Genomic DNA, 22,218 nt, shown 5'->3' with positions numbered 1-22,218 from the left:
GGGCTGATGCTTGGAGTACGGACTGAGTCAAGGGTTCCCTGAGCCGTCTTCTCAGAGCAGACCCATGGCCTGCTTGGCCATCCAGGACTTGAGCAGGCCGCTGCGCTCGAAACCCTTCATGCCCCAGTTGCGCAGCATCTGCACCGGCACTTCGGGGCGGGCAAACAGCTGCTGCAGCCCGTCCATGGCCAGGCCCATGGGGGCCAGAGATGCCTTGCGCTCACGCTCGTACTGGCGCAGCAGCTTCAGATCGGCGGGGCTGCGCCAGTAGTCGCGCTCCTGAAGGATGCGTGCCAGAGTCTGCACATCGCCCAGGCCCAGGTTCAGACCCTGGCCGGCCAGCGGGTGGACGTTGTGGGCGGCGTCACCTGCCAGCACCCAGCTTTGTTGGCTGTTCCTGTCCAGCGGTCCGCACCAGCGGTCGGCCACTGCCTGCTGCAGCGGCCAGGTGGCGCGCTCGGCCACCAGCTCCAGCTGGCCCAGCGCATCCTGGCTGATGGACTGCAGGCGGGTGGTAAAGCTTTCTTCGTCGCTTTCCAGCCAGTCAGGCACCAGCGATTGCTCCAGCGACCAGACAACGGCCACTTCCTGACCGTCGGGTCCGCCCAAAGGCAGAAAGGCCAGAATCCCTTCGGGCGTGAACCACTGGCGTGCAATGCCGCCATGGGGCAGCTCGCAGCGCAGGCGTGTGGCAATTGCGTGTTGGGAATAGGGCGTGACGGAGAACTCCACGCCGAATTCGCTGCGTGAGCTGCTGTGGCGGCCTTCGCAGACGGAGGTGAGGGCTGCCTCTACGGGTTCCGCGACGATCTCCACCTGGGGCTGATATCGCACGGCCTCGGCCAGGCGCTGTTCCAGAGCAGGCACGTCGACGATCCAGGCCAGGGCCTGCACGTCCTGGGACGCTGCATTGAACTGAACCTGGCCGTCGAGATCGCCAAACACCTGCATGCCGAGCACGGGTGTGGCGTCCTCGTCGTCAGGCCAGCAGCGCAGCGACTGCAGCACGGCCCTGGAACTGGCATTGAGCGCATAGGCACGCACATCCTTGTGCTGTGACCTGGCCTGCGGCGGCACCACCAGCGCGACACGCAGACGCTCACGCGCCAGCAAAAGAGCCAAGGTCCGGCCCGCAATGCCGGCTCCACGAATACATACATCAAAGGTTTGCGCCATGTCCGGCATTGTAGGAGGCGCGGACAGGGCCTGCGCTCATAGAGGAAACCTCAGGCCCGTTGACCACCCGTTGCGGGCAACTATGTTGTTGATAGCGGCCTGCGGATGTCGGGCAAGGGATTGGCGGCAAAATGATGAAGAATCCGTAATCGAAGGAGATGTGATGACCGACACCGCCTATGACGTGCAGGGCCGGATTGCCGAACTGTGGATCTACCCCGTCAAATCCTGCGCCGGTATTGCCGTGCCGAAGGCCGAGCTCTCGCGCCATGGCCTGCAATGGGACAGGCACTGGATGGTGGTCGATGCCAATGGCGATTTCTTGACCCAGCGCAGTCATCCGCGCATGGCGCTGATCCGGCCCGAGATTACGGATGAATACTTGCTGCTGCATTTTCCGGGTATGGACAGCTTGCAGATTCCTTTGCTGGTACAGGGCGGCAAATGCCGTGCGCGGGTCTGGAAGGATACGGTCGATGCCTGGGACCTCGGTGAATGGGCCGCACCTGCACGCTGCTGGCTGAGTCGGGCTCTGGCGGAGGACTGCCATCTGGTGCGCTTTGATAGTTCGCAACCGCGTCGGGCCAGCGAACGCTGGGTGGGCGATAGCGATGCTCCTGTGCATTTTGCCGACGGCTACCCTTTGCTGCTGCTCAGTCAGTCGGCCGTGGACGAGCTCAATCAGCGACTGACGCAGGCCGGTGAGGCAGCTGTCGATGCGCGGCGCTTTCGTCCGAATATCGTGATTGCCGATATCGAGGCCCATGACGAAGATCGAGTGGAACAGCTGGAGCTGCCCCAGTTGCCCGGTCTGAGCCTGCTGCCCTGCAAGCCCTGTACGCGCTGCCCGATTCCCGATATAGATCCCGACACTGCCATACCCGGCGCGGCAGTGGGTGATTCAATCTCCATTTATCGCCAAGATCCGCGTGTGGATGGTGCTATTACTTTTGGTATGAATGCCATAGTGCTGGGTTTGCCGGACGTTGCGGATGCCGTAGCAGAGCTGGCTGTGGGCCAGCAACTGGCGGGCAATCTGCGCTTTGATTGAGGGTGTAGGCCTTTGACCCTCTAAGACCAGGGGCATACCTGTAATAGTGATGCAGCAGAACCAGTGTCCAATAAAGCCATTGGCAGCAGCAACGAGGGGAGGGCGGCATGGCTGAATTCAAATCTGGCGATTTCGTGGTTCTCACCGGGAGCAGTGCTTTTGCCGGAAAGATCGCTCGCCTGACTTTTCGTGCCCCTGACAGAGATTTCTGTCTGCCGGACGGTCATGGCCATATTGGCTGTGAGGCCGGAGACTGGGTGCTGGAGTTTGCCCAGAAGGTGCCCGCCTTGATGCGCAACTGTCGGACTCCCTGCATGACCAAGTATCTATGCAGTCCGCAGTCCCAGTTCCGACGGCTGGAGGAGACTGCCGGGCTGGAGCAACTGTTTGGCCCCATGCGACAGAGTTCGCTGGCGTTGACCGCTGATTGATCCGACATTTCCCGGATTTTTTCTCCCAAGCCTGTCTTTGCGCAGGCTTTTTTGCCTTCTGGCCGGAACGGCGGCGCAATCTACCGCAGATGAGCAGAGATTGCCGGGTCATTACAATCGGGGGCTTTCCGTGGCCAAACCGGGACAAAACTCTGGGTGAACAGAGTGCCTATGGGTCACGCTTCAAAAGAACCGGATTCGCGACGATGCGGATCGGGCACTTCCGCCACATGGGTGTGGTGCCGGGTAGTGCATTGATACATAAGGAATTTCCATGAGCCTCAAATGCGGCATCGTGGGCCTGCCCAACGTGGGCAAGTCCACTCTTTTCAACGCGCTGACCAAGGCCGGCATCGCCGCCGAGAACTATCCCTTCTGCACGATCGAGCCCAACACCGGCGTGGTGGAAGTGCCTGATCCGCGCCTGGATCAGCTCGCCGAGATCATCTCGCCTGAACGCATTGTTCCCGCCATCGTGGAGTTCGTGGATATCGCCGGCCTGGTGGCCGGTGCCTCCAAGGGTGAAGGTCTGGGCAACCAGTTCCTGGCCCACATCCGCGAAACCGACGCCATCGTCAACGTGGTGCGCTGCTTTGAAGATCCCAACGTGATCCACGTGGCCGGCAAGGTGGACCCGATTTCCGACATCGAAGTCATCCAGACCGAGCTGTGCCTGGCCGACCTGGCCACGGTGGAAAAGGCTCTGAACCGCTACAGCAAGGCCGCCAAGTCCGGCAACGACAAGGAAGCCGCCAAGCTGGTGGCACTGCTGACTCCCATTCAGGAAGCCCTGAATGAAGGCAAGCCCGCCCGTGTGGTGTCGGTGTCCAAGGAAGATGCGCCCCTGCTCAAGCCTTTCTGTCTGATCACTGCCAAGCCCGCCATGTTTGTGGGCAACGTGTCCGAAGACGGCTTTGAAAACAATCCTTTTCTGGATCGTCTCAAGGAATATGCAGAAGCTCAGGGCGCACCCGTGGTGGCCATCTGCGCCAAGATCGAGGCCGAAATGGCCGAGATGGAAGACGAAGACCGCGATATGTTCCTGCAGGAGCTGGGTCTCGAAGAGCCTGGCCTGAACCGCCTGATCCGTGCAGGCTTCAAGCTGCTGGGCCTGCAGACCTATTTCACCGCCGGTGAAAAGGAAGTGCGTGCCTGGACTGTGCGTGTCGGCGCTACGGCTCCCCAGGCTGCGGGCGTGATTCACGGTGACTTCGAGCGTGGTTTCATTCGTGCCCAGACCATTGCCTTTGAAGACTTCGTCGCTTTCAAGGGCGAACAGGGTGCCAAGGATGCCGGCAAGATGCGCGCCGAAGGCAAGGAATACATCGTCAGGGACGGCGATGTGATGAACTTCCTGTTCTCTCCCAAATAAGCACGATTGACATGCACCCCGGCCACATTTGGATGCCCATGTGTGCCCAGGTGCTATCGTCATTGAAGGGCGCATCTGGCAGATGCCTGCGGCTGCATTATTGAATCAATCAGTGTCGCGGAGGTAGTCCAGCCCCGCTATCGAACACCAACGGGACGCAGTACAAGGCATCGCTCAGCTCCGGCTTTGTGCCGGAGGTGGCGATAGCCGGTATCGGCAAGTGGCGCATCAATCCAGCGAGGGCGGGCCGCTTCTGCTTGCTGAGCCCATCGGACTCAAATTCCCGGGGCGGCGGTACTGCCACAATTGCAGGTACAACCCACGGCAATAAGTAGCGGTTGACCGTCACGGCTCGTGGAGCTCATGACGCACAGCCCCTGCATGCCGTCACGCCACACCCATCAATCCCCAGGAGAGAATGCCCGGATGCGCAAGGGCGATGTCTTTATGCAGTCGCTCTGGACGCCGGCTAGCCATGGCTGGCGCGGGGATCACCGGGAAACCAGGCTGCATTGCATCAAGCAGCTGGTGAGAGGGTGATGTCGCCTGGGTTTGAACCTGACAGCTCAATGAGCTGAATATCAGACCTCAGGGCTTCACTTCGACGACTTGCTCGAAACCCCCAAAGATCATGCGCTTGCCGTCGAAGGGCATGGGCGGGTTACCGGGGGCGGATGGGTCCATGCGTGGGTCTTCCATCATCTTCTTCATGGCTGCGTCGCGCGTGGCCTTGTCCGGCCATTCGACCCATGAAAAAGCCACTGTCTCCTCGGCTGTGGCCTGAACCGAGCGACGGAAGTCGGTGACTTTGCCATCGGGGACGTCATCTCCCCAAGCCTCGATCACCCTGATTGCGCCCAGCTCGATGAATATCGGGTCGAGCTTGCGCGCGTGCTCGATGAACTTCTGCTTGTTGGCGGTGGGGACAGCGATCACGAAACCATCGATATATGACATCTCTTCACTCCTGCTGAATTGACCGTTAGATGCGAAGCTAGCGCCGCATTCACAATGCCCGCAGGGCCGGTGGCTGCAGTGCTCTCAGCCTGGACTCCCTGGAGCTCGCAGATCACGCTCCAGCAATCCAGGCTGAGCATGGTCTCTCAACATTGTCTGTGGTGACCGGGAATCTGAGCAGCCAATGCACATGCATCCTGCTCCTCAACTTGATGTCGGTCGATTGGCTCGCTGGGAACGTAGTGGCAGTTTTCGCGTCGATCGTAATGCAGCTCACCAGCGCAAAAGCTGAAGTTTGTGACAGACAGCTTCTGGCCGTCGGCAAGATCCGTTGCAGCCTTTGCTGCTGCCAGGACAACGCAGACATTGTTGAGCGTCATTGCAATCTTTCGTCATTCTTTCTTGTGTTCATCGAACATCAGCACCGGTGCCGCCTCCATGACCGCTTCATATCAGGGACTGGCTATGGCTTTTCGCTGTGTCCTGAAAGTCTGCTGCTCGCTGTGTCGGACTTTTGGTGAATACAACAACTTTGTTGCGACCTGTCGTCTTGGCCTTGTACAACGCCCAGGTGCTGGCAGATTCGAGCGTTCCATGCAATATACGGGCTGAACACTGGGAGGCTCAGTGCTAGCAGTTGCCTTTCTTGGCTTGCCCAGGTGGGCACCCATGAGGATGAGGCTTTCTGTATCCGTCGTCGTAGTAGCCGTTCGGATACACGACACAGCCGCTGAGCAGCAAAGCTGTAGCGACCAGCGTTAGCGCTTTTTTCATATGAATCCTTTGGATCTTCCGTATGTCACAGAGAGATGCAGGGGACCTTGAGAACGATCGGCGGGATCTCGGTGGCGTCACTATTTCTTTTGCTCAGGGCCTGGAACTAGTCGTCGTGATTGATGCAGGCAACAGCGCCGTTCGGCCTCAAGGGGCTAGTCGTTCTGACCCAAGACGATCAGGACTGCACCGCTGAGGAGTAGCAGGACTGCCAAAGCTATCCAGAGCTCAAGGTTCGCGATGCTGCCCTGGGCATCCAGGGCAAATCCTGCTGCACAAGAAAGTGCCGCACTGACCACCAGCAGTGTTCCCAATTTGCTGCGCAGCATGGCTTTTGTCTGTACTTCTCTATCAATGTTGTTCGATGGCGGCAATGCAGGCTTGGCATCCGAGCCTTCATGGACCCCCATACCTGAATCACCTTGACCATGTCCTATTTTCGGCGATGACCGTGGCATATGGAGGCAGGTTTCAATAGCTTTGTTACCGAAGGTAGAGCATGATTGGAGCTGCTCAGAGACCGGCTCGAATGCAGGGTTCTACGAGTCGTAACACTGTATCCAAGGGCACTCCTAGCATTGCGCTGTCTTTGTTTTCAAAAAGGTACCGTATGAGTAACTTGCATGGATTTCGGCCTGTCAAGGCCTTGTGCTGGACGGGTCTGGGTTTGATTGCTGCCGGCCTGGCAGCATGTGGCGGCGGTGGTGGTGGCGATAGCTCTCCACAGCAAGGCACGCTCAAGCTGGCCATGACCGACGCTCCGGCATGTGGCTACGACCATGTCTATGTCACAGTCACCAAAATCCGCGTGCATCAGAGCGCTACGGCAGGTACCACTGATTCTGGCTGGAGCGAGTTGACGATTCCTGCCCAGCGCATCGACCTGCTCGGCTTGACCAATGGGGTGCTGCAGGAATTGGGGTCGTTGCCGCTACCGGCTGGCAACTACCAGCAGGTCCGCTTGGTGCTGGCTGACAATCCTTCCAACCCGACATCTGCCAATCCGTTGGCCAATGCACTGGTGCTGTCGGGTTCGACCAACGAGATCGCACTGACCACTCCCAGCGGTCAACAAAGCGGCTTCAAGCTCAAGGCCAACTTCAATGTCACCGGCGGCCAGGTCGCCGATATGGTTCTGGACTTCGATGCCTGCAAGTCCATTGTCAAGGCAGGTAACTCCGGCAACTACAACCTCAAGCCCGTGGTGGCCGTCATCAAGCGGTTGACTACAGCAATTGTGGGCTATGTGGATCCTGCTCTGGCCTCCAGCGTCGTGGTGTCCACGCGTGACCCGGACAACAATCTGCGCGCCACCGTGCCCAACGCCACTACAGGCAAGTTCGTGCTGGCCTACCTGCCGGAGAACACCAACTACACCGTCGTCGTTGCAGGCCAGAACCTGACCACCGCCGCCGTGACTGGCATTCCTGTCTCGATCGCTGCTGGCACTACCACGCTCAACGCATCGACGGCCCCCATTGCACTGCCGGCATCTGCTTCGGCGACTGTTGCGGGCAAGGTGACAAACACATCCAATACGCCTTTGACCGATGCTGATGTGAATGCCCAGCAGGTACTCGGCACAGGTCAGAGGCTTGATGTTGCATGGACTTTGGTTGATCCTGCCAATGCAAACTACAGCCTGAACCTGCCATTGCTGGCACCCAACAAGGCACCTTACGTCGCAAGCGGGCCTTTGGCGTTCACTGCAGACACCGCTGCCGCAGGCAAGTACAACATCTTGGGCAGCGCTGCCGGCTACACCACTCAGACCACAGCGCCAGCCGTGACGCTGACAACCGCCAACAGTGTGACCACCAAGGATCTGGTTCTGGCACCTTGAGGAAAAAACTGGGCAATGGATCGAAATGCTGCTCGTAGCATTCCGGATCCATGTCCTGCTCGTGCTGTCGCGTGCTTCCCAGAATGAAAGCCGGCCTTTTAGGCCGCTTTCAATTCATCCCAGGAGGATCACCGGGGTTGCAATCGCAATATGAAGCGCCGGGAGTCATGACGAGCACGATGGATGCACCTGCACTTCAGGGGATGAAGCGATCGCTTTGGCGAGACCCTTTGATCCAATCGGTCTCCTCATTATCCGAGTCGTCGTCGAAGCTCATGAGGGTGCCTCATCGCCACCGCAGCATGAACACCGGGATGAGCTGCCCGGCATTTGCATCAAGCAGTATTTGGGCCTGCATTGCCTGTCTGGGCGGTGGCCGGATCAATCAGCTCAGGCGTATACCCCGCATCCTGGATGGCTTCTGCAAACTCGGCGTCAGATGCAGTTCCCGATATCAGCACGGTTCGCTCCTTAAGCTCAAACTCGATACAGGCCTTGTCATCCATGGCCACAATTGATCGTTTGATGCGCCCAGCGCAGCCACCGCATGTCATATCGGTCACACGAAAAGCAGTCATTGCATGCTCCTTTCAAGGTTGTGAGTCAAGTCTCAACCCTGACATCATGAGAATGTCAAATGCCTTGTGTCAAAGGTGCTGACCGGGAACGATGCCATCTCCATCTGCCAAGCTGTTCTTGATGCGCTTGGTCTGCACGAGGGGCACGCCAGCGGCCCCACCGAGAGCACGCTGGGAGTGCAACCTGGGTTTACTTGTGCGCCTTCTGCGGATCATCTGCCGGATCGACGTAGTTCAGGTCGAATGGGCCTTCTCCGTGGATCTGGATCACTGTTGGAACCTTGAACATGGCGAAGTGATTGGTCTTGGCCGGAATCGAGCCGAAGCTGCCGGCTTTTTGGACTTTGAGTGCCTTCGAGTCCCACTTGTCGCCCATTCCGATCATGACCGTGCCCGAGATGACGGTCACGTTCTCGGCTTGGCTGTGCCAATGCGGCAAGACGCGATAGCCGGCGGGCACGGACAGACGCACCACATAAGGGCCGGGTTGATTGGGGTCACCTAGGAGTACCGCGAATTTGGCTCCTTTGGCGAGAACCGGAGGCGGTGCTCCCCACTCGACACCTTCGGTGCCGTGGATGGCCCAGGATGCCATAGGAATCACTGCCAGCGCGACGAGGCTGGCCGAGCGAGCGAACGAGAAATGAGACATCAGAGTCTCCTTGCGCGCGACCCATACACACCGCCGCTGACATCGCACGCGCCATCAGGGACGAGCCTCCTGAATTGGGCTGTGATGATCCGCCATGCGCACTTCACAGATGTTGACAGGAGGTATCAAAGCCTATTGCAGGCAGATTGGGTTTACAAGCCAAGCCAATGCTAAAGCTAATGTCTGTGTGTGCAGCTCACGGTAGCTGCCGGTTCTTGACAACCTGGGGCCAAGGGATGCCAGAGGTGGGGCACGGCTGCCAAGCGCGAGGTTGCAGAACCTGCAATTTGCTCCGGTATGCGGCGTCACAGGGTCTGATATGGAGTGAGGCCCTGGAATCAGCAGATCGCAGAATCGATTGACAACAACGGCACGTTTTGCGACTGTTACGCATCGACACAATGCAGTCGTGTGCCAGGAGACTGCTTTGCGATGTCATTGCTCGCATCTTCCAAGATATCGTGCAAATGGGGGCGCAAGGCTCTGGGGGCTTTGCGGCAGCACAACGCCAAACTTGGCGAGCAAGCCTCGAATGCGGTTAATGCATGCTGTGCGCTCCTCTTTGAACCCTTCGCGCAGCCGATGCACACACAGGATGCCCGGCTGCTCTGGAGTCTTCACGGGTACAAAGCGCATCTGAGGACGGCTGGCTGCCTCGCAAATGGCAGCGGCATCATTGGCATCGTTTTTGCCGCTCTTGCCCTGCATGCGATAGGGTGCAACCCGTGCCGCTGCCATCATGCGTGCATCCAAGCCCATGCACAGCAACTGCCGACACCAGTGGTACGCACCACCACAAGCTTCCATGGCCACCAGACACGCTGCAGGTAATGGCGCACACCATGCCAAGAACTCGCTGCGCTGGATGGCCCGGTTAGTGACCATCCGCCCTTGAGCATCGACTGCATGGACCTGCAGCACATTCTTTGCGAGATCTACCCCGACACGGACAATGGTTTGCATGCCACGACTCCTGATGAATGACGAAGAAATTGGCTTGCCGATCCATCGTGGCACTGCGTATCCAGCAGGCCAAGATGGCGGGAAGTCCTTCGTATTCAAATCCGCCCGAGGTTGAGTTACCCCCTGACCCCTGACGCAGCTATGCCACGGCCACTGTCTGCGGACGCCCTAGTTCAGTGAACCGATTGAGGATGGCTGCGCGGATGTGCAGTTCATTGGCTTGTCGTTCAAGGGCTCTGGACATGACCCGCTCGCCCAGTCGTCTGATGCAGTTCATTTTGGTCTCCACCAAGCTTTTCCGGTGGTAATCGCTCCACACTTTCCATATCTTTCGGCCCAAACGCCGGCATGCGGTACACAAAGGCATCGTCTTTGCGTACACGCGCATTTTTTCTCGGAGGGATGACGGGAATGGCACCTCTTTGAATGGCTACTTCATGGGCAGTCTGAGTGTCATACGCACCATCGCCAGCAAGACTCCGGATGCTCTCGCGGTGAGGAGCTAAGACCAGAAGATCCGCTACAACGGCCGCATCGACTACCTCGTTGCTGGTGACGCAAATCGCCCGTATTTGCAGTGACTGTGCATCAATGCCGATGTGCAGTTTGCACCATTGACGACGGCGCTCAGGGCCGTGTTTTTGCATTTCTATTCGCCTTCGCCCAAAAACTTGATGCCTGTGGAGTCCACGAGCAATTGCAGCCCTGCTTGACTGCGCCTGTACGGGACTTGAACATCCAGACTCAACTGCCGCCTGCACAGCGTACTGAAGTCTGGCACCGGCCAAACGAGGCCGGATAGATCGAGTACTGACTGGACAAGTCCAGTGGCTTGTCGAAGGGCCAAGCCAAATAGGTTTTTGAGTGTCAAACAGAACTGGATCGCTGCATCGGAGAACTTCGGGCTACGCCCGCGTTTGCCGCTTGCTGCGGCAAAACAGGACATCTTCTGATCAACCAAATCGTCAGGGAGCCACGAGCCTTCAGGGAGGAGTTGTACTGCTTCCAGTCGGTAGTGCGATAACGTTTCTTGGGTGTGTGCTGGCTCATGCACCGAGCCTACAGAGAGCAGGCTCTGTGTTTGTGCAACAACGCCCTCTCAGACAAGAAAATGCCTTGCCGGCAAGTTGCGTGACGGCGGCCTAGAGCGATTGCTCAGGATTGCGGGAGGCTTCGGCCATTCTCTGGCGTGTGCCTTCGTCGAGGATCCCGCGTACCAATGAAAACAAAGGTTCGGCACTGGTGTGTTTCTGACCGTAGGTCAGATTGAACCCGTAGTCGAAGTCGGCCGGATTGACCCCTTGATTGTGTTGAAGAATGGTCTCCAGCTTGTCCAGTGCCTTTACGGCTTTGGCTTCGGGCGATGCGGCATCCTCATACTCCTGCCAAAGAGAGAGGATCTCGGTTTGGTGCGACTTATCGAGAGAGCGTGTGAGATGCAGCAGGTCGGCCTTTTCCTGCTCGCTTTTGTCAGGATGCTGGTCTTTCTCGATGGCAGGAATGTCTCCGTGAATCGCTTCGCCCAAATCATGCACAAGGCACATTTTCAGCAGCTTGAGCATGTCCATGCCGGCCAGTTCGTCCTCGAATGTCATCGCCATCAGGCACAGGCGCCAAGTATGTTCGGCGGTACTCTCCGTCCTGCCTGTCGACGTGTGTGCGCTTCGGAGCACGCTCTTGAGCTTTTCCGCTTCTTGCAGAAAGGTCAGACGGCCCTTGATCTTGTCGATATCCATGCCCGATTCTATAAAGACCCGCATGTTCTCGGTCGTCGCATGTCGAAAACTCCTGCTGAAAAGCCAGGGAGGCCGGGAGATGAGCATTCGCGCTTGTCGAGAGCGGAGCTGCGGTCGCCTTGACTGCGCCCAGCTTTGAGTGAGAGCCGTGAACCGGTTGCTTCTGGCCTGATGCAGTCGATCACCATTGATCGGGCAACCCGAGCAATCCGCCTTAACCTGGTCAAGCTTGAAGCGCTCTCGCAACCAGGGGTGTCTGATGCCGACATCTAGCCGAGCCCAGTTGCTGAAAAGCAGAGTGACCGGCCAGTCAGTCGTCGCAGGCATGGGTTCTGCAACCTTGCTCAACTGCGAATCCTCGACAGCCCTGTCGTTCAAGAGGAAGGGGGAGTGTGAGCCCTCGAGAAATAGGCTGGAAGCCTTTGGTCCTGGCGGTACTGCAATTGCCCTGAAGCATGGAGGCATGCATTCGGCAAGTTTGCAGAGTTCTACTGACAACAAAGGCAATTGCTGGGCACTTAGTGGAAGCAGCTCGATTCGGTTCATCAACGGCGCTTGCCGAACTATCACGATTTTTTGAACTTTCGGTGAGGACTTCGAGATCAGGTGCGCAAAACAATGCGCTCATGCCTTCTCCTGCACATCAACCGTCGAAGCGCAGCGCCACAGTTCAGCCGCTGTGGCTGCGCATGACCCACTGGATCAATGCACTAGCTGTGCTGGTCATGGTGATGAGCGGCTGGCGAATCTACAACGCCTCGCCCATTTTTGACTTCTTCTTTCCTGTCGGCCTCACTCTGGGCGGCTGGCTGGGCGGCGCACTGCAATGGCATTTCGCGGGTATGTGGCTGTTTGTGCTCAATGGACTTGCCTATCTGCTGCTCAATCTGTTCACGGGCAGGTTTGCGCGCCGCATGCTTGCCGTCACTGTGCGCGGCATATTGCGTGACACCTGGCTCGCACTGACGGCACGTTTGTCGCATTCGGACTTGAGTCACTACAACCAGCTGCAGCGCGTTGCCTACCTGTTTGCCGTTGCAGATTTGATATTGCTGGTGCTCAGTGGCTTGGTGGTCTGGAAGTCGGTGCAGTTTCCGCTGCTGCGCGAGCTTCTGGGTGGCTACGACATGGCACGACGCATTCATTTTTACTGCATGGCGGCCATTGTCTGCTTTGTTGCCGTTCATCTTCTCATGGTTTTACTGGTTCCGCGCTCTTTGCTCCTCATGGTGCTGGGCCGCCCGACGTTCCGCCCTGCGATCAAGGAGAGCACGACATGAGCACATCCCTCTGGCATCGGGACAACGGTGAAGTAGTGGTTGCCGAGGCTAGTCGTCTGATCGGCAGGCAGTTGTCGCAATCAACGCGTCGGCAGTTTCTGGCACGAGGTCTCACGCTGGGCGGTATCGGGCTGCTCAGTGGATGCAGCATCGACGACAACGCCACAGCAGAAGAGGCGCTCTCCCGGATATCGCGCTTCAATGATCGTATACAGGGCTGGCTGTTCGACTCGTCGCGTCTTGCACCCACTTACCCCGAATCCATGATCACCAGGCCATTTCCCTTCAATGCTTTTTATGCTGAAAGCAGGGTCCCGGAAGTGGATGGAGCCAGTTTTCTTTTGGAGGTCACAGGTCTTGTGGCCGACAGGCGCAGTTGGACGCTCCACGAGTTGCGCGCGCTGCCGCAGTACACGCAGGTCACGCGCCACATCTGTGTGGAAGGCTGGAGCGCCATCGGCAAATGGGGTGGTCCACGCTTTGGTGACTTTCTACGAGCAGTGGGAGCTGACCTCAGTGCCCGCTATGTAGGCTTTCAATGTGTCGATGACTACTACACCAGCATCGACATGGCGGCCGCCCTGCATCCTCAGACGCTGCTTGCACTCGACTGGGATGGACAGCCTCTGCCATCCAGATACGGCTTCCCGATGAAGCTTCGCATGCCTACCAAGCTGGGCTACAAGAATCCCAAGCACATACGGGCCATCTTCGTGAGCAACTCCTTCAACCGCGGCTACTGGGAAGACCAGGGCTACAACTGGTTCGGCGGTAGCTGAGGAAACACCTCTTCAATCCGATTTCTCCTGTTCCCACTGCGGCACATGCCGTCTTTTTCCACCTGAGCCAAGAAAGTACCATCATGAAACACGCATTCATCACCACCGCGCTTTCCATGTGTCTGGCATTGAGCGTCACTTCGGCCTTTGCAGCCGATGCGATGACCAAGGAGTCAATGGGAAGAGATCAAATGGGCATGGACAAGCCTTCCATGGACAAGGACTCCAAGCACAAGGATTCCATGAGCATGAGCAAGGGTGCAATGACCAAGGACGGAAAATCCTCTATTGACCACATGGGCAAGGACAAGATGAGCAAGGACGCCATGGGTAAGGAAGGAATGTCAAGGGGCACCATGAGCAAATAGCAAGCAGGGGAGCGGCAATAGCCGTCTCGACGCCTTGTCGCTCCCGACGCTCAGCCATGCTCGATTTTTGTAGATTGTTCTGCAGGTACTGCGTCCGAAGCTGACGCAGTATCAAGCGCATTTGGTGCCTGCAATCTCAACGCTCGGGCCACCCTGGCCGTGCTGAGTTGTCACGAGGCTGCCGGAAGATGAGTTGATGCTGGCCTGAAGATCAGGGCTGTAGTCGCTACATCCATACAGGGCGGCCGCGTCAGCATGTCCTGACTGTGGTCATACAGAGCGATGTTGCAGCGTATGTTGCGCCTCCGAGAGGCCTGAAGGATGGCCGCGCATTTGCCAAGCATTTAGAAGCGCTCATTCGGGGAGCAGACTGATACACCGTGTTTGCAGCGGAAAGCAGTCACAGGCCTCGTTACTTATGGCAGCCGTGGAGCCTCAATGGTTCTGGACAGCTCGGACACAGTTCGCTGCAGTGTCAATGGAGACGGGAATCAGAGATCTCGGCGAATGAGCGCGCCCTTGAACAGCACCGGACCAGTCGGCCCCGTTGAGCTGGGGACGCCGCCTTTGGGCTCCAGGCTGATGGCCAGGGCCGGGATTGCTTTCACGTCTGTCTCCTGCGCAGTGAGTTGCTCAAGCTTTCCATCACCCATGACCCCCAGGGAACGTGGCGCGCCCTGCTGAGGCAAGGCCCACAATTGAAGAGACTTGTTATCAGCCTCCTTGAAGCCGCTCACGCGTTGCAATACCAGTTGCTGGTGCCGGGGATCGAAGGTCACCAGCATGGACGCATCAGCCTTGCCATCGGCGAGCACCGCCACATATTGAATTTGGGGCGCCGCCTGCAATTCAGCCTGCGCCAGCTGGAGCCGAGTCTGTAACGCAGACAATTTCTGGTGCAATGCATCCCTGAGCCCTTGATGCGACCAAAGCCCCACCGAGATAGCCGCCACCGTGGCCAAACCGCCTGCCAGTGCCAGTCCACGCCACCACGCGAGTGTCGGCCATGCCGACTTCGATGCGGCTTCACGCTGTCGGGCCAACTTGGCTCTAGCTGTTTCGGCCTGCAGCAGGTTGGCAATGCGTGTCCAGACCACCGCATCGGGCTGTACCGGAGTCTGAACCTCGGAGAAGGCCGACCAGCGGCCTTGCCACAGCAAGGCAGCCGCGCGCACCTGCGGATATTCGCGTGCCAGCTGCTCAAAGCGTCGGCGTGCCCCTCCGTGCAAAGTTCCCAGTGAATAGGAGGCAGCCAGTCGGTCCAGTAATTCAGGGTTCTGGGTCAGATTCATGATGTCGACTCCTGGCGCTCAAACATGGCGTGCCATGCATTTGCGCAGCTGCTCCAAGCTGCGGCGCATCCATGTCTTGACGGTACCCAGCGGCAGCTTCAGGCTGCTGGCCAGTTCGCTATGACTTAAATCATTCAGATAGGCCAGGCTCACCACCTGGCGCTGTGGCTGCTCCAGCTTTTCTAGACACTGGTGCAAGACCACGGCTTGTTCACTTGCTTCCACCAGTTGCATTGGCCCTTGCGTGTCCTTGTCCTGGGGCAACTCCTCAAAGTCCTCAATCGATACATTGAGATGCAGGCGCTCGGCTCTGCGCCGGCGCAAAAAGTCCAGGGCCCGGCTGCGCACCAGCATGCCCATCCAGGCCAGGGGCGGGCTGAGCGACTCCCGGTAGGTCTGCGCACTGCGCCAGATTCCCAGAAAGCTCTCCTGCAGCACATCCTCTGCCCACTCCTTGTTACCAAGTATGCGCAGAGCCAGGCCATACAGCCGCGAGGCGGTCTGGTCGTACAGCAGCTTCAGAGCAACCTCGTCCCGGGTTGCTACGCGGTCGATCAAGTCCATCAGTTGGTTGTCCGGTGTTTGGGCGCTCATGCAGCCATTTTGATCAGTAGGACCTGCTTCATGTTGTGCTGTTGGATAACTGCCAAGGCATGTTGCAGTTCCTGGTAATCACCTATACGCAGCAACCCAGCCACTGGATTTGGACAACGCGCGAAATGGCTGAAAAAGTTTTCAGAAACTTGAATCCACCGCGCCAAAGGATGCGTATTCCAAGTGTCGGACATCGCAAAGGCCGACAGATCCCCACATCCAATTAGGAGTCATCATGAGCATCCATCTGTTTGAAGGCCATGCCTCGCCCATGGCCTCGCGTCGCGGATTTCTTGGCACCACCGGCACTTTGTCGGCCGTGGCGGTCGCCATGTTGGCAGGCAACGAGGCTCTGGCCCAAGGCATGGGCAATGATCCAGCCAAGGATGTATCCATCCTCAATGTGGCCCTGGGGCTGGAGCATGAGGCCATCAACGCCTACCAGTTGGGTGCTGGTAGCGGCCTGCTGCAAAAGCCCGTGCTGGATGTGGCCCTGCTGTTCCAAAGCCATCACAAGGCCCACCGTGACGCTCTGATTGCCACCATCCAGAAGATGGGCGGAAAGCCGGTGGCCGAGGCCTCGATGCAGACCTATGCCGACTCTCTCAAGGCCGCAACCCTCAAGAGTCAGGCCGATGTGCTCAATCTGGCCGCAAGACTGGAGCTTGGCGCGACCAATGCCTACCTGGGCGTCATTCCAGCTTTCGAAAACCGTGACCTGGCCAAGGTCGCAGGACGCCTGGCCGCCGATGAAACCATGCACTACACGGCCCTGATCTCGGCTCTCGGCCGCCCCTTGCCAAGCAATGCCTTGTCATTTGGCGGCTGACCTGGCGAAGCCCCGAGTACCGGGCAGTCTCGCCCGGTGCATTTTTTCATCTTGTTTGAGGGAATACTCATGATGCATCGACACACACTTTCGCTGACCGCTCTGTGCCTATCCGCGCTTGGCCTGAGCGCTTGCTCATCCATGGGCTCTCACTCCATGTATTCACAAGCCGAACTTCCGGCTACCGTGCAAGTGCCCGCAGGACACAAAGTGGCCATGGAGACCGTGGGTGTTGGCCAGATCACCTATGAGTGTCGGGCCAAGAAGGACATGGCAGCCGAGCACGAATGGGTGTTTGTAGGCCCTGATGCCAAGCTGCAAACGCGAAGCGGTACGGTCATCGGCAAATACTGGGGTCCGCCAGCGACTTGGGAGAACAACGACGGCTCCAAGGTCACTGCCACGCAGCTTGCCGTGGCTCCTGCCGGAGCGGGTAATATCCCGCTGCAGCTGGTCAAGGCCAATCCTGCCACCGGAATGGGAGCCATGCAGGGGGTGACCTATATCCAGCGTGTGGCAACCAAGGGGGGCGTCGCGCCGAGCATGGCCTGCGGAGCTGCGAATCTGGGCAGCAAGCAGATCGTGCAGTATCAGGCCGACTATATTTTCTGGAAAGCGGTCTGACAGAGAGTCCAGTGGCGCACCTTCCCAGTCAGAGGCCGGGACGTTGCGCCTTTTTTCAGCTTGGAGCACGAGATGCTTGGGCTTTGATTCCGGTTTATGGCTTGGTGCCTGCACAGCCGAGGGTAGCTCGGCGTGGACAAGCTGAGATGCTGATGTTTTTGGTATACGCAAGTGACGCAAAGTAACGAATAATGAGACTTCACGACTGCAAGCGCGCTCGAGGTTCAAACATGATTCGTGCCAATGCCATTGCAAAGCGAACGATCACCGGCCAGTTGCTGGAGATCGCCATGGCTCAGTCCTTTTGCGCAGTGATGATTACCGATGCCAGGCTGGGTGGAGAGGGACCTGTCATCGAGTACTGCAATGCAGCGATGTGCGATATGACCGGATACACCGAAGCAGAGCTTCTGGGTCGCTCGCCGCGCATGTTCCAGGGGCCGCTGACGGATCAACTGGTGTTGCAGCGCTTGCATGAGTCTTTGGAGCAAGGCCTGCCATTTCAGGGCAGTGTGGTGAATTACCGCAAGGACGGCTGCACCTACCACGTGGAGTGGAATATTTCCCCCGTGCGTGATGAGAAGGGCGTCATTCGGCATTTTGTGGCGGTGCAGCGCGATATTTCGGAGCGTGTGCAAGCCGAGCAAGAGCGCGCGCTGCTCGCCAGGGCATTGAATGCGACCAATGACGGCATCTTGATCACGGATCGCGACTCCACCATCGTCTTTGTCAACCAGGCTTTTGAAGTTCTCACGGGCTATAGCGCGGCGGAACTGCTGGGTCAGCCCACCGAGATGCTGCGCTCGGGCCTGCATGAGCCGGAGTTCTATGCCCAGTTGCAGGAAGCATTGAGTCTTGGCCACAATTTTCGCGCCACCTTCATCAACCGTCACAAAAGCGGCGGCGTGTACTACGCCGAGCAAAGCATTGCAGCTCTGCGCGACGAGTCAGGGGAGATCAGCCACTATGTGGGGGCATCCAAGGACATCAGCCGCATGGTGCAGCGAGAGATGGAGCTGCGCGAGCGCGCAAACCGCGACAAGCTGACGGGCCTGCTCAACCGCCATGCAGGCGAGACCGAGCTCAAGCGCAACCAGCTCCAGGCTCAGAATCAGTTGCGGCCTTATGGCGTGATATTGGGCGATATCGATCTTTTCAAGCGGGTCAACGACCGTTTTGGCCATGTTGCCGGAGATCGCGTGCTCAAGATGGTGGCGCAGGTGCTTTCCGGCAAGGTTCGGCGCTATGACCATGCCGTGCGCTGGGGCGGGGAGGAGTTCCTGATCATCCTCTCGGATGCCAGCCTCGGTGTGGCCGCAGGATTGGCAGAGCGCATTCGCTGTGCCGTGGCGGAATGCGCCGATCCCGAGGTGGGGCGTTTCACCATTTCTTTAGGGGTTGGGCTCTGGGAGCCAGGCGAAACCGAGGATGATCTGCTCAAGCGCGCAGATGCGGCGCTCTACAGGGCAAAGCATAGGGGGCGCAATCAGGTGGCCATCGCCACGGGGTCGATGAACATGCCTTTGGTGCAAGCGCCCGAATTGCTGGCGCAGGGCGATTCCTTGACCTTTTCGGGGAAGAGTCCGGATAAGCCTTGGACAGGGGCCGCCTCACCGTAGAATTTGCTCTTCCTCCCTGTCCTCGTCTTCATAGCTTTTGAGTGGTTTGAACAATTCCGAACTGCATTCCGTGCAGGCCGATCTGGTGGCAGTGCTGGTTGCCGTCACGGGTGGCCAGCCCCGTATCCTGACCACCGGGTCCGGGCGAGCCTTGCCTGCCGGGCCTTTTACCAGCAACCACCGCTCGCTGCAGGCCAGCTTGCGTGCCTGGGTGGAGAAACAGACCCACCATCCTCTGGGCTTTGTGGAGCAGCTCTACACCTTCGCAGACCGGGAGCGCTCGCAGCAGCTGGGCATGCATGTCATCTCCATCAGCTATCTGGCGCTGACTCAGGAACTGGATGAGGTCGGCGCCGCACAGCCGGGCTGGCAGGACTGGTATCGCTACTTCCCATGGGAGGACTGGCGCGACGGTATGCCCGGCGTGATTGCCGAGCGCATTGCGCCAGCGCTGCATGCATGGAGTGAAGCTGCTTCAGATAGTGTAGCTAGAAGCGCACGATGGCAAAGAGCTTCAATGACTTTTGGTCTGGATGAGCACGAATGGAACGAGGAACTGGTTCTGCAGCGCTACGAGCTGCTGTTTGAGGCAGCTGTGGTGCCCGAAGCCTGGGGCGAGGGTGATGAAGCACGCGCAGCCGAATTGCTGCCCGGTGCCGCGATGAGTAATGATCACCGTCGCATTCTGGCTACCGGTATGGCCCGTTTGCGCGCCAAGATCAAATATCGGCCCGTGGTGTTTGAACTGATGCCCGAGGAATTCTCGCTGCTGCAGTTGCAACAGACGGTGGAGGCGTTGGCGGGGCGCGGCTTGCACAAGCAGAACTTCCGGCGCCTGATCGAGCAGCAGGCGCTGGTTGAGGAAACCGGCCAGATGACGGCCGTAGGTGCGGGCCGCCCGGCCAAGCTGTTCCGCTTCCGGCGCAATGTAATGCTGGAGCGCGCCATAGCTGGCAACAAGCTGCCGCTGGCAAGAAGTCATTAGCCCCTGACGCACTCTTTGGATGCAGGACTTTTTTCACTGTGGGGGCGGCTTGACTTAAATAATGCTCAGATTTAGCATAAGTCGGTTTGCGTAAGGCCTGAAAGCGATCTGGAAGTCTTTGCGCTTTTTGTTGAACTAAAAATACTCAAAATGAGCATTAATAAAATTGCAGCCTTGCCCGTTCCTCCCCTGCCCGATGTAATGCTGGAGCCGCTGGTACGCATGGCCTTGCTGGAAGATCTGGGACGCGCCGCAGACTTGACCACCGACACCATTGTTCCCGCAGATGCAGCGGGCGAGCTGCGTCTGGTGGCTAGGCAGGATGGCATCTTGGCCGGACTTGATCTGGCTCGTCTGGCCTTTGTGCTGATGGATGCACACATGGAGTTTGACGTTCGCTGCGCAGACGGCACGCTGCTGCAGCCAGGCATGGAGATTGCCCGCATTCGCGGTAAAAGCCGAGCCATTCTCACGGCCGAGCGTACGGCGCTCAACTACCTTTGCCATCTCAGCGGCGTGGCCAGCGCCACGCATTCGATTGCCCAGGCCATCAAGCCCTTTGGCACCCGGGTGACCTGCACGCGCAAGACCATGCCGGGCCTGCGAGCCTTGCAGAAGTACGCCGTGCGTGTCGGTGGCGGCAGCAACCACCGTTTTGGCCTGGACGATGCCGTACTCATCAAGGACAACCACATTGCACTGGCCGGCGATGTTGCCACGGCTGTGGGGCGTGCTCGTGCCGGCGTGGGTCATATGGTCAAGATCGAGCTGGAAGTGGATACGCTGGCCCAGTTGGATGTGGCGCTGCAACTGGGCGTGGATGTGGTGCTGCTGGACAATATGAACCTGGATGATTTGCGCACTGCGGTCGGCATGTGCAAGGGCCGGGCCATTACCGAAGCCTCGGGGCGTATTACCCCCGAAACCGCACCCGCAGTGGCTGCCACGGGCGTGGACCAGATTGCCGTGGGCTGGCTCACGCACAGCGCGCGCGTACTCGATATAGGGCTTGACGCCTGATGGCCTGCCCCCTGAGCGGCTTTGCCGCTTCCCTCCATGGGAGGACGACAGCCTCGTGGGACGGCGGCACTTGCTTGCGGCCCCTTGCTTGGGGCGTGTACTGATGAAGGCCATGCTGAAGAAGTACCACAGCTGGGCGGTACCGGTTGCTGCATCGCTGGCGGTGACGGCTGCGGGAATCTGGCATGCCTGCACTGGCTCGGCGGTAGTCCGTTTTGAAAAGCCCATCACCATCGTTGTGACCTTTCCGCCTGGGGGCGGCACGGACCTGCTGGCGCGCCGCCTGGGCGCTGCCATGCAGCAGCGCTTGGGCCAATCCGTAGTGGTGGAGAACCGGCCAGGCGCCAGCGGCAATATCGGTGCGAGCGCTGTGGCCGAGGCAGCACCCGACGGCGCCACGCTGCTGATGGTCAACAGCTCGTTTGCCATCAACCCCGGTGTCTACCGGCATCTGGACTTCGACCCGCGCCGGGACTTCAAGGCTGTATTCAACGTCGGCAGCATCGCTTCGGTGCTGGTGGTGCCCAGCCAAAGCAGCGTGCGCAATCTATACGATGCGCTGGCTGGAGCGACCATTGGCCAGCCTTTGTCCTTTGCCTCCTGCGGCAACGGCACGCCCCAGCACATGGCGGGCGAGATGCTGGCCCAGGCCGCCCATGCAAACCTCCAGCATGTGCCCTACAAGGGTTGCGGCCCGGCCATCACTGCAGTAGCCGCAACACAGCTACCTGTGGCCGTGGTCACGGCCAGCAGTGCCGCGCCCCTGATAGCTGCAGGCCGCGTGCGGGCCATCGCTGTCACGGCACCGGCCCGCGTCGCTTCCCTGCCCGATGTCCCCACGATGGCCGAGCAGGGCCTGGCTGGTTTTGCCGTAGAGCAGTGGCATGGCTTGCTGGCGCCGGCTGCCACGCCGGAGCCTGTGATCGCCCGTCTGCACCAGGTGCTGACGCAGATACTGGCCGAGCCCGAGATGCTGCAGGCGCTGCGCGAGCAGGGCTATACGCCGGCCGGGGAGTCCGCTGCCCAGTTCGGCAAGCTCATCGCCGCCGATATCGAGCGCTATGCGGCCGTGACCGCGCAGCTCGGGCTCACGGTTGATTGAGTGCAGGCCGACGCCAGACGCCCATGTTCGTGACGGGCCACCTGCAAAGGTGGCCTGTTCTGTTTCAGGCATATGACGGGTTCGCTATACGAAGGTATAGCTGGGACCAACCAAAAGCCAAGCCTCTCTTCCCAAGGCAGGCTCGCTTTGTCGACTGGCGGGTTTGATAATCAAAGGCGGGGATCAGGGCTCC

At 58.9% G+C, this 22,218-nt stretch carries 22 protein-coding genes and 2 pseudogenes; 13 read left to right on the top strand and 11 right to left on the bottom strand.

The window, feature by feature from the left end; genetic code table 11:
- Positions 1-51 precede the first annotated feature (51 nt).
- The gene (locus F0P97_RS23420; RefSeq protein ID WP_182284524.1) at positions 52-1,176 is read right to left on the bottom strand and encodes an FAD-dependent monooxygenase; all 1,125 of its coding nucleotides are present in this window, start codon (positions 1,174-1,176) and stop codon (positions 52-54) included.
- 163 nt (positions 1,177-1,339) lie between these two features.
- Between F0P97_RS23420 and F0P97_RS23415 the strand changes: the two genes are divergently transcribed.
- The 3 genes from F0P97_RS23415 (at position 1,340) to ychF (ending at position 4,030) form a co-directional block, all read left to right on the top strand.
- Positions 1,340-2,227, top strand: coding sequence for an MOSC domain-containing protein (locus F0P97_RS23415; protein ID WP_182284523.1), 888 nt, complete (start codon positions 1,340-1,342; stop codon positions 2,225-2,227).
- A gap of 107 nt (positions 2,228-2,334) precedes the next feature.
- The gene (locus F0P97_RS23410) at positions 2,335-2,658 is read left to right on the top strand and encodes a hypothetical protein (protein WP_182284522.1); all 324 of its coding nucleotides are present in this window, start codon (positions 2,335-2,337) and stop codon (positions 2,656-2,658) included.
- Positions 2,659-2,932: 274 nt separating this feature from the next.
- Entirely contained in the window at positions 2,933-4,030 is a 1,098-nt protein-coding gene (gene ychF, locus F0P97_RS23405) for a redox-regulated ATPase YchF (protein WP_182284521.1), read from the top strand.
- Between the two features lie 588 nt (positions 4,031-4,618).
- Here ychF and F0P97_RS23400 read toward each other — a convergent pair.
- The 3 genes from F0P97_RS23400 to F0P97_RS23390 form a co-directional block, all read right to left on the bottom strand.
- Positions 4,619-4,987, bottom strand: coding sequence for a DUF1428 domain-containing protein (locus F0P97_RS23400; RefSeq protein ID WP_003071059.1), 369 nt, complete (start codon positions 4,985-4,987; stop codon positions 4,619-4,621).
- Positions 4,988-5,133: 146 nt separating this feature from the next.
- Complete coding sequence (locus F0P97_RS23395) at positions 5,134-5,367, bottom strand: hypothetical protein (RefSeq protein WP_182284520.1); 234 nt, start codon at positions 5,365-5,367, stop codon at positions 5,134-5,136.
- Between the two features lie 549 nt (positions 5,368-5,916).
- Positions 5,917-6,171: a hypothetical protein gene (locus tag F0P97_RS23390; protein WP_182287334.1), complete on the bottom strand. Its 255-nt coding sequence runs from the start codon at positions 6,169-6,171 to the stop codon at positions 5,917-5,919.
- 200 nt (positions 6,172-6,371) lie between these two features.
- On the opposite strand from F0P97_RS23390, the gene F0P97_RS23385 reads away from it, so the two are divergent.
- Positions 6,372-7,604, top strand: coding sequence for a DUF4382 domain-containing protein (locus F0P97_RS23385; RefSeq protein WP_182284519.1), 1,233 nt, complete (start codon positions 6,372-6,374; stop codon positions 7,602-7,604).
- Between the two features lie 335 nt (positions 7,605-7,939).
- Here the strand turns inward: F0P97_RS23385 and F0P97_RS23380 are convergent, their stop codons facing one another.
- From F0P97_RS23380 to F0P97_RS23360, 5 genes and pseudogenes are all read right to left on the bottom strand, one after another.
- Entirely contained in the window at positions 7,940-8,182 is a 243-nt protein-coding gene (locus F0P97_RS23380; RefSeq protein ID WP_182284518.1) for a heavy-metal-associated domain-containing protein, read from the bottom strand.
- A 190-nt stretch (positions 8,183-8,372) separates the two neighbouring features.
- Positions 8,373-8,834 carry a cupin domain-containing protein gene (locus tag F0P97_RS23375; protein ID WP_039049792.1) on the bottom strand — a complete coding sequence of 154 codons (462 nt, stop codon included), beginning with the start codon at positions 8,832-8,834 and terminating at the stop codon, positions 8,373-8,375.
- 495 nt (positions 8,835-9,329) lie between these two features.
- Positions 9,330-9,797 (bottom strand): annotated as a pseudogene (locus F0P97_RS23370) (IS110 family transposase); the annotation flags it as partial.
- Between the two features lie 139 nt (positions 9,798-9,936).
- Positions 9,937-10,847, bottom strand: a pseudogene (locus F0P97_RS23365) (IS5 family transposase).
- A 92-nt stretch (positions 10,848-10,939) separates the two neighbouring features.
- Positions 10,940-11,533, bottom strand: coding sequence for an HD domain-containing protein (locus tag F0P97_RS23360; protein WP_182284517.1), 594 nt, complete (start codon positions 11,531-11,533; stop codon positions 10,940-10,942).
- Between the two features lie 626 nt (positions 11,534-12,159).
- Between F0P97_RS23360 and F0P97_RS23355 the strand changes: the two genes are divergently transcribed.
- The 3 genes from F0P97_RS23355 (at position 12,160) to F0P97_RS23345 (ending at position 13,960) form a co-directional block, all read left to right on the top strand.
- Positions 12,160-12,813 (top strand): cytochrome b/b6 domain-containing protein, encoded by a 654-nt coding sequence (locus F0P97_RS23355; RefSeq protein WP_182287300.1) that lies wholly within the window; start codon positions 12,160-12,162, stop codon positions 12,811-12,813.
- Entirely contained in the window at positions 12,810-13,592 is a 783-nt protein-coding gene (locus F0P97_RS23350) for a molybdopterin-dependent oxidoreductase (RefSeq protein WP_182284516.1), read from the top strand. The genes F0P97_RS23355 and F0P97_RS23350 overlap by 4 nt, the downstream gene beginning before the upstream one ends.
- 83 nt (positions 13,593-13,675) lie before the next feature.
- Positions 13,676-13,960, top strand: a complete 285-nt coding sequence (locus tag F0P97_RS23345; protein WP_182284515.1) for a hypothetical protein — start codon at positions 13,676-13,678, stop codon at positions 13,958-13,960.
- Between the two features lie 491 nt (positions 13,961-14,451).
- Here the strand turns inward: F0P97_RS23345 and F0P97_RS23340 are convergent, their stop codons facing one another.
- Entirely contained in the window at positions 14,452-15,252 is an 801-nt protein-coding gene (locus F0P97_RS23340; RefSeq protein WP_182284514.1) for an anti-sigma factor, read from the bottom strand.
- Between the two features lie 18 nt (positions 15,253-15,270).
- Entirely contained in the window at positions 15,271-15,846 is a 576-nt protein-coding gene (locus F0P97_RS23335; protein ID WP_182284513.1) for a sigma-70 family RNA polymerase sigma factor, read from the bottom strand.
- 235 nt (positions 15,847-16,081) lie between these two features.
- On the opposite strand from F0P97_RS23335, the gene F0P97_RS23330 reads away from it, so the two are divergent.
- The 6 genes from F0P97_RS23330 (at position 16,082) to F0P97_RS23305 (ending at position 22,025) form a co-directional block, all read left to right on the top strand.
- Entirely contained in the window at positions 16,082-16,675 is a 594-nt protein-coding gene (locus F0P97_RS23330; RefSeq protein ID WP_182284512.1) for a ferritin-like domain-containing protein, read from the top strand.
- A gap of 72 nt (positions 16,676-16,747) precedes the next feature.
- Positions 16,748-17,299, top strand: coding sequence for a DUF3455 domain-containing protein (locus F0P97_RS23325; protein ID WP_420093909.1), 552 nt, complete (start codon positions 16,748-16,750; stop codon positions 17,297-17,299).
- Between the two features lie 230 nt (positions 17,300-17,529).
- A complete protein-coding gene (locus F0P97_RS23320) occupies positions 17,530-18,918 on the top strand; it encodes a sensor domain-containing diguanylate cyclase (protein ID WP_182284510.1) in 1,389 nt (462 codons plus the stop codon).
- A gap of 46 nt (positions 18,919-18,964) precedes the next feature.
- Positions 18,965-19,903 carry an NUDIX hydrolase gene (locus F0P97_RS23315; protein ID WP_182284509.1) on the top strand — a complete coding sequence of 313 codons (939 nt, stop codon included), beginning with the start codon at positions 18,965-18,967 and terminating at the stop codon, positions 19,901-19,903.
- A 150-nt stretch (positions 19,904-20,053) separates the two neighbouring features.
- Positions 20,054-20,923: a carboxylating nicotinate-nucleotide diphosphorylase gene (gene nadC, locus F0P97_RS23310; protein ID WP_182284508.1), complete on the top strand. Its 870-nt coding sequence runs from the start codon at positions 20,054-20,056 to the stop codon at positions 20,921-20,923.
- A 103-nt stretch (positions 20,924-21,026) separates the two neighbouring features.
- Complete coding sequence (locus F0P97_RS23305) at positions 21,027-22,025, top strand: tripartite tricarboxylate transporter substrate binding protein (RefSeq protein WP_182284507.1); 999 nt, start codon at positions 21,027-21,029, stop codon at positions 22,023-22,025.
- Positions 22,026-22,218: the final 193 nt, after the last annotated feature.

It is taken from the genome of Comamonas testosteroni (assembly GCF_014076415.1).
GTDB classification, from domain to species: Bacteria; Pseudomonadota; Gammaproteobacteria; order Burkholderiales; family Burkholderiaceae_C; genus Comamonas; species Comamonas testosteroni_F.
Note: the sequence above shows the minus strand (reverse complement) of the source record. Positions and strands in the feature narration are given on the sequence as shown.

What these genes read in the sequence shown, in the direction of transcription:
- F0P97_RS23350 (WP_182284516.1), top strand. Translation starts at nt 12,810, where the DNA reads ATGAGCACATCCCTCTGGCATCGGGACAACGGTGAAGTAGTGGTTGCC.
- nadC (WP_182284508.1), top strand. Translation starts at nt 20,054, where the DNA reads ATGAGCATTAATAAAATTGCAGCCTTGCCCGTTCCTCCCCTGCCCGAT.
- F0P97_RS23410 (WP_182284522.1), top strand. Translation starts at nt 2,335, where the DNA reads ATGGCTGAATTCAAATCTGGCGATTTCGTGGTTCTCACCGGGAGCAGT.
- F0P97_RS23325 (WP_420093909.1), top strand. Translation starts at nt 16,748, where the DNA reads ATGCATCGACACACACTTTCGCTGACCGCTCTGTGCCTATCCGCGCTT.
- F0P97_RS23390 (WP_182287334.1), bottom strand. Translation starts at nt 6,171, where the DNA reads ATGGGGGTCCATGAAGGCTCGGATGCCAAGCCTGCATTGCCGCCATCG.
- F0P97_RS23415 (WP_182284523.1), top strand. Translation starts at nt 1,340, where the DNA reads ATGACCGACACCGCCTATGACGTGCAGGGCCGGATTGCCGAACTGTGG.
- F0P97_RS23380 (WP_182284518.1), bottom strand. Translation starts at nt 8,182, where the DNA reads ATGACTGCTTTTCGTGTGACCGATATGACATGCGGTGGCTGCGCTGGG.
- F0P97_RS23335 (WP_182284513.1), bottom strand. Translation starts at nt 15,846, where the DNA reads ATGAGCGCCCAAACACCGGACAACCAACTGATGGACTTGATCGACCGC.
- F0P97_RS23355 (WP_182287300.1), top strand. Translation starts at nt 12,160, where the DNA reads ATGCCTTCTCCTGCACATCAACCGTCGAAGCGCAGCGCCACAGTTCAG.
- ychF (WP_182284521.1), top strand. Translation starts at nt 2,933, where the DNA reads ATGAGCCTCAAATGCGGCATCGTGGGCCTGCCCAACGTGGGCAAGTCC.
- F0P97_RS23305 (WP_182284507.1), top strand. Translation starts at nt 21,027, where the DNA reads ATGAAGGCCATGCTGAAGAAGTACCACAGCTGGGCGGTACCGGTTGCT.
- F0P97_RS23395 (WP_182284520.1), bottom strand. Translation starts at nt 5,367, where the DNA reads ATGACGCTCAACAATGTCTGCGTTGTCCTGGCAGCAGCAAAGGCTGCA.
- F0P97_RS23340 (WP_182284514.1), bottom strand. Translation starts at nt 15,252, where the DNA reads ATGAATCTGACCCAGAACCCTGAATTACTGGACCGACTGGCTGCCTCC.
- F0P97_RS23400 (WP_003071059.1), bottom strand. Translation starts at nt 4,987, where the DNA reads ATGTCATATATCGATGGTTTCGTGATCGCTGTCCCCACCGCCAACAAG.
- F0P97_RS23320 (WP_182284510.1), top strand. Translation starts at nt 17,530, where the DNA reads ATGATTCGTGCCAATGCCATTGCAAAGCGAACGATCACCGGCCAGTTG.
- F0P97_RS23345 (WP_182284515.1), top strand. Translation starts at nt 13,676, where the DNA reads ATGAAACACGCATTCATCACCACCGCGCTTTCCATGTGTCTGGCATTG.
- F0P97_RS23330 (WP_182284512.1), top strand. Translation starts at nt 16,082, where the DNA reads ATGAGCATCCATCTGTTTGAAGGCCATGCCTCGCCCATGGCCTCGCGT.
- F0P97_RS23385 (WP_182284519.1), top strand. Translation starts at nt 6,372, where the DNA reads ATGAGTAACTTGCATGGATTTCGGCCTGTCAAGGCCTTGTGCTGGACG.
- F0P97_RS23375 (WP_039049792.1), bottom strand. Translation starts at nt 8,834, where the DNA reads ATGTCTCATTTCTCGTTCGCTCGCTCGGCCAGCCTCGTCGCGCTGGCA.
- F0P97_RS23420 (WP_182284524.1), bottom strand. Translation starts at nt 1,176, where the DNA reads ATGGCGCAAACCTTTGATGTATGTATTCGTGGAGCCGGCATTGCGGGC.
- F0P97_RS23360 (WP_182284517.1), bottom strand. Translation starts at nt 11,533, where the DNA reads ATGGATATCGACAAGATCAAGGGCCGTCTGACCTTTCTGCAAGAAGCG.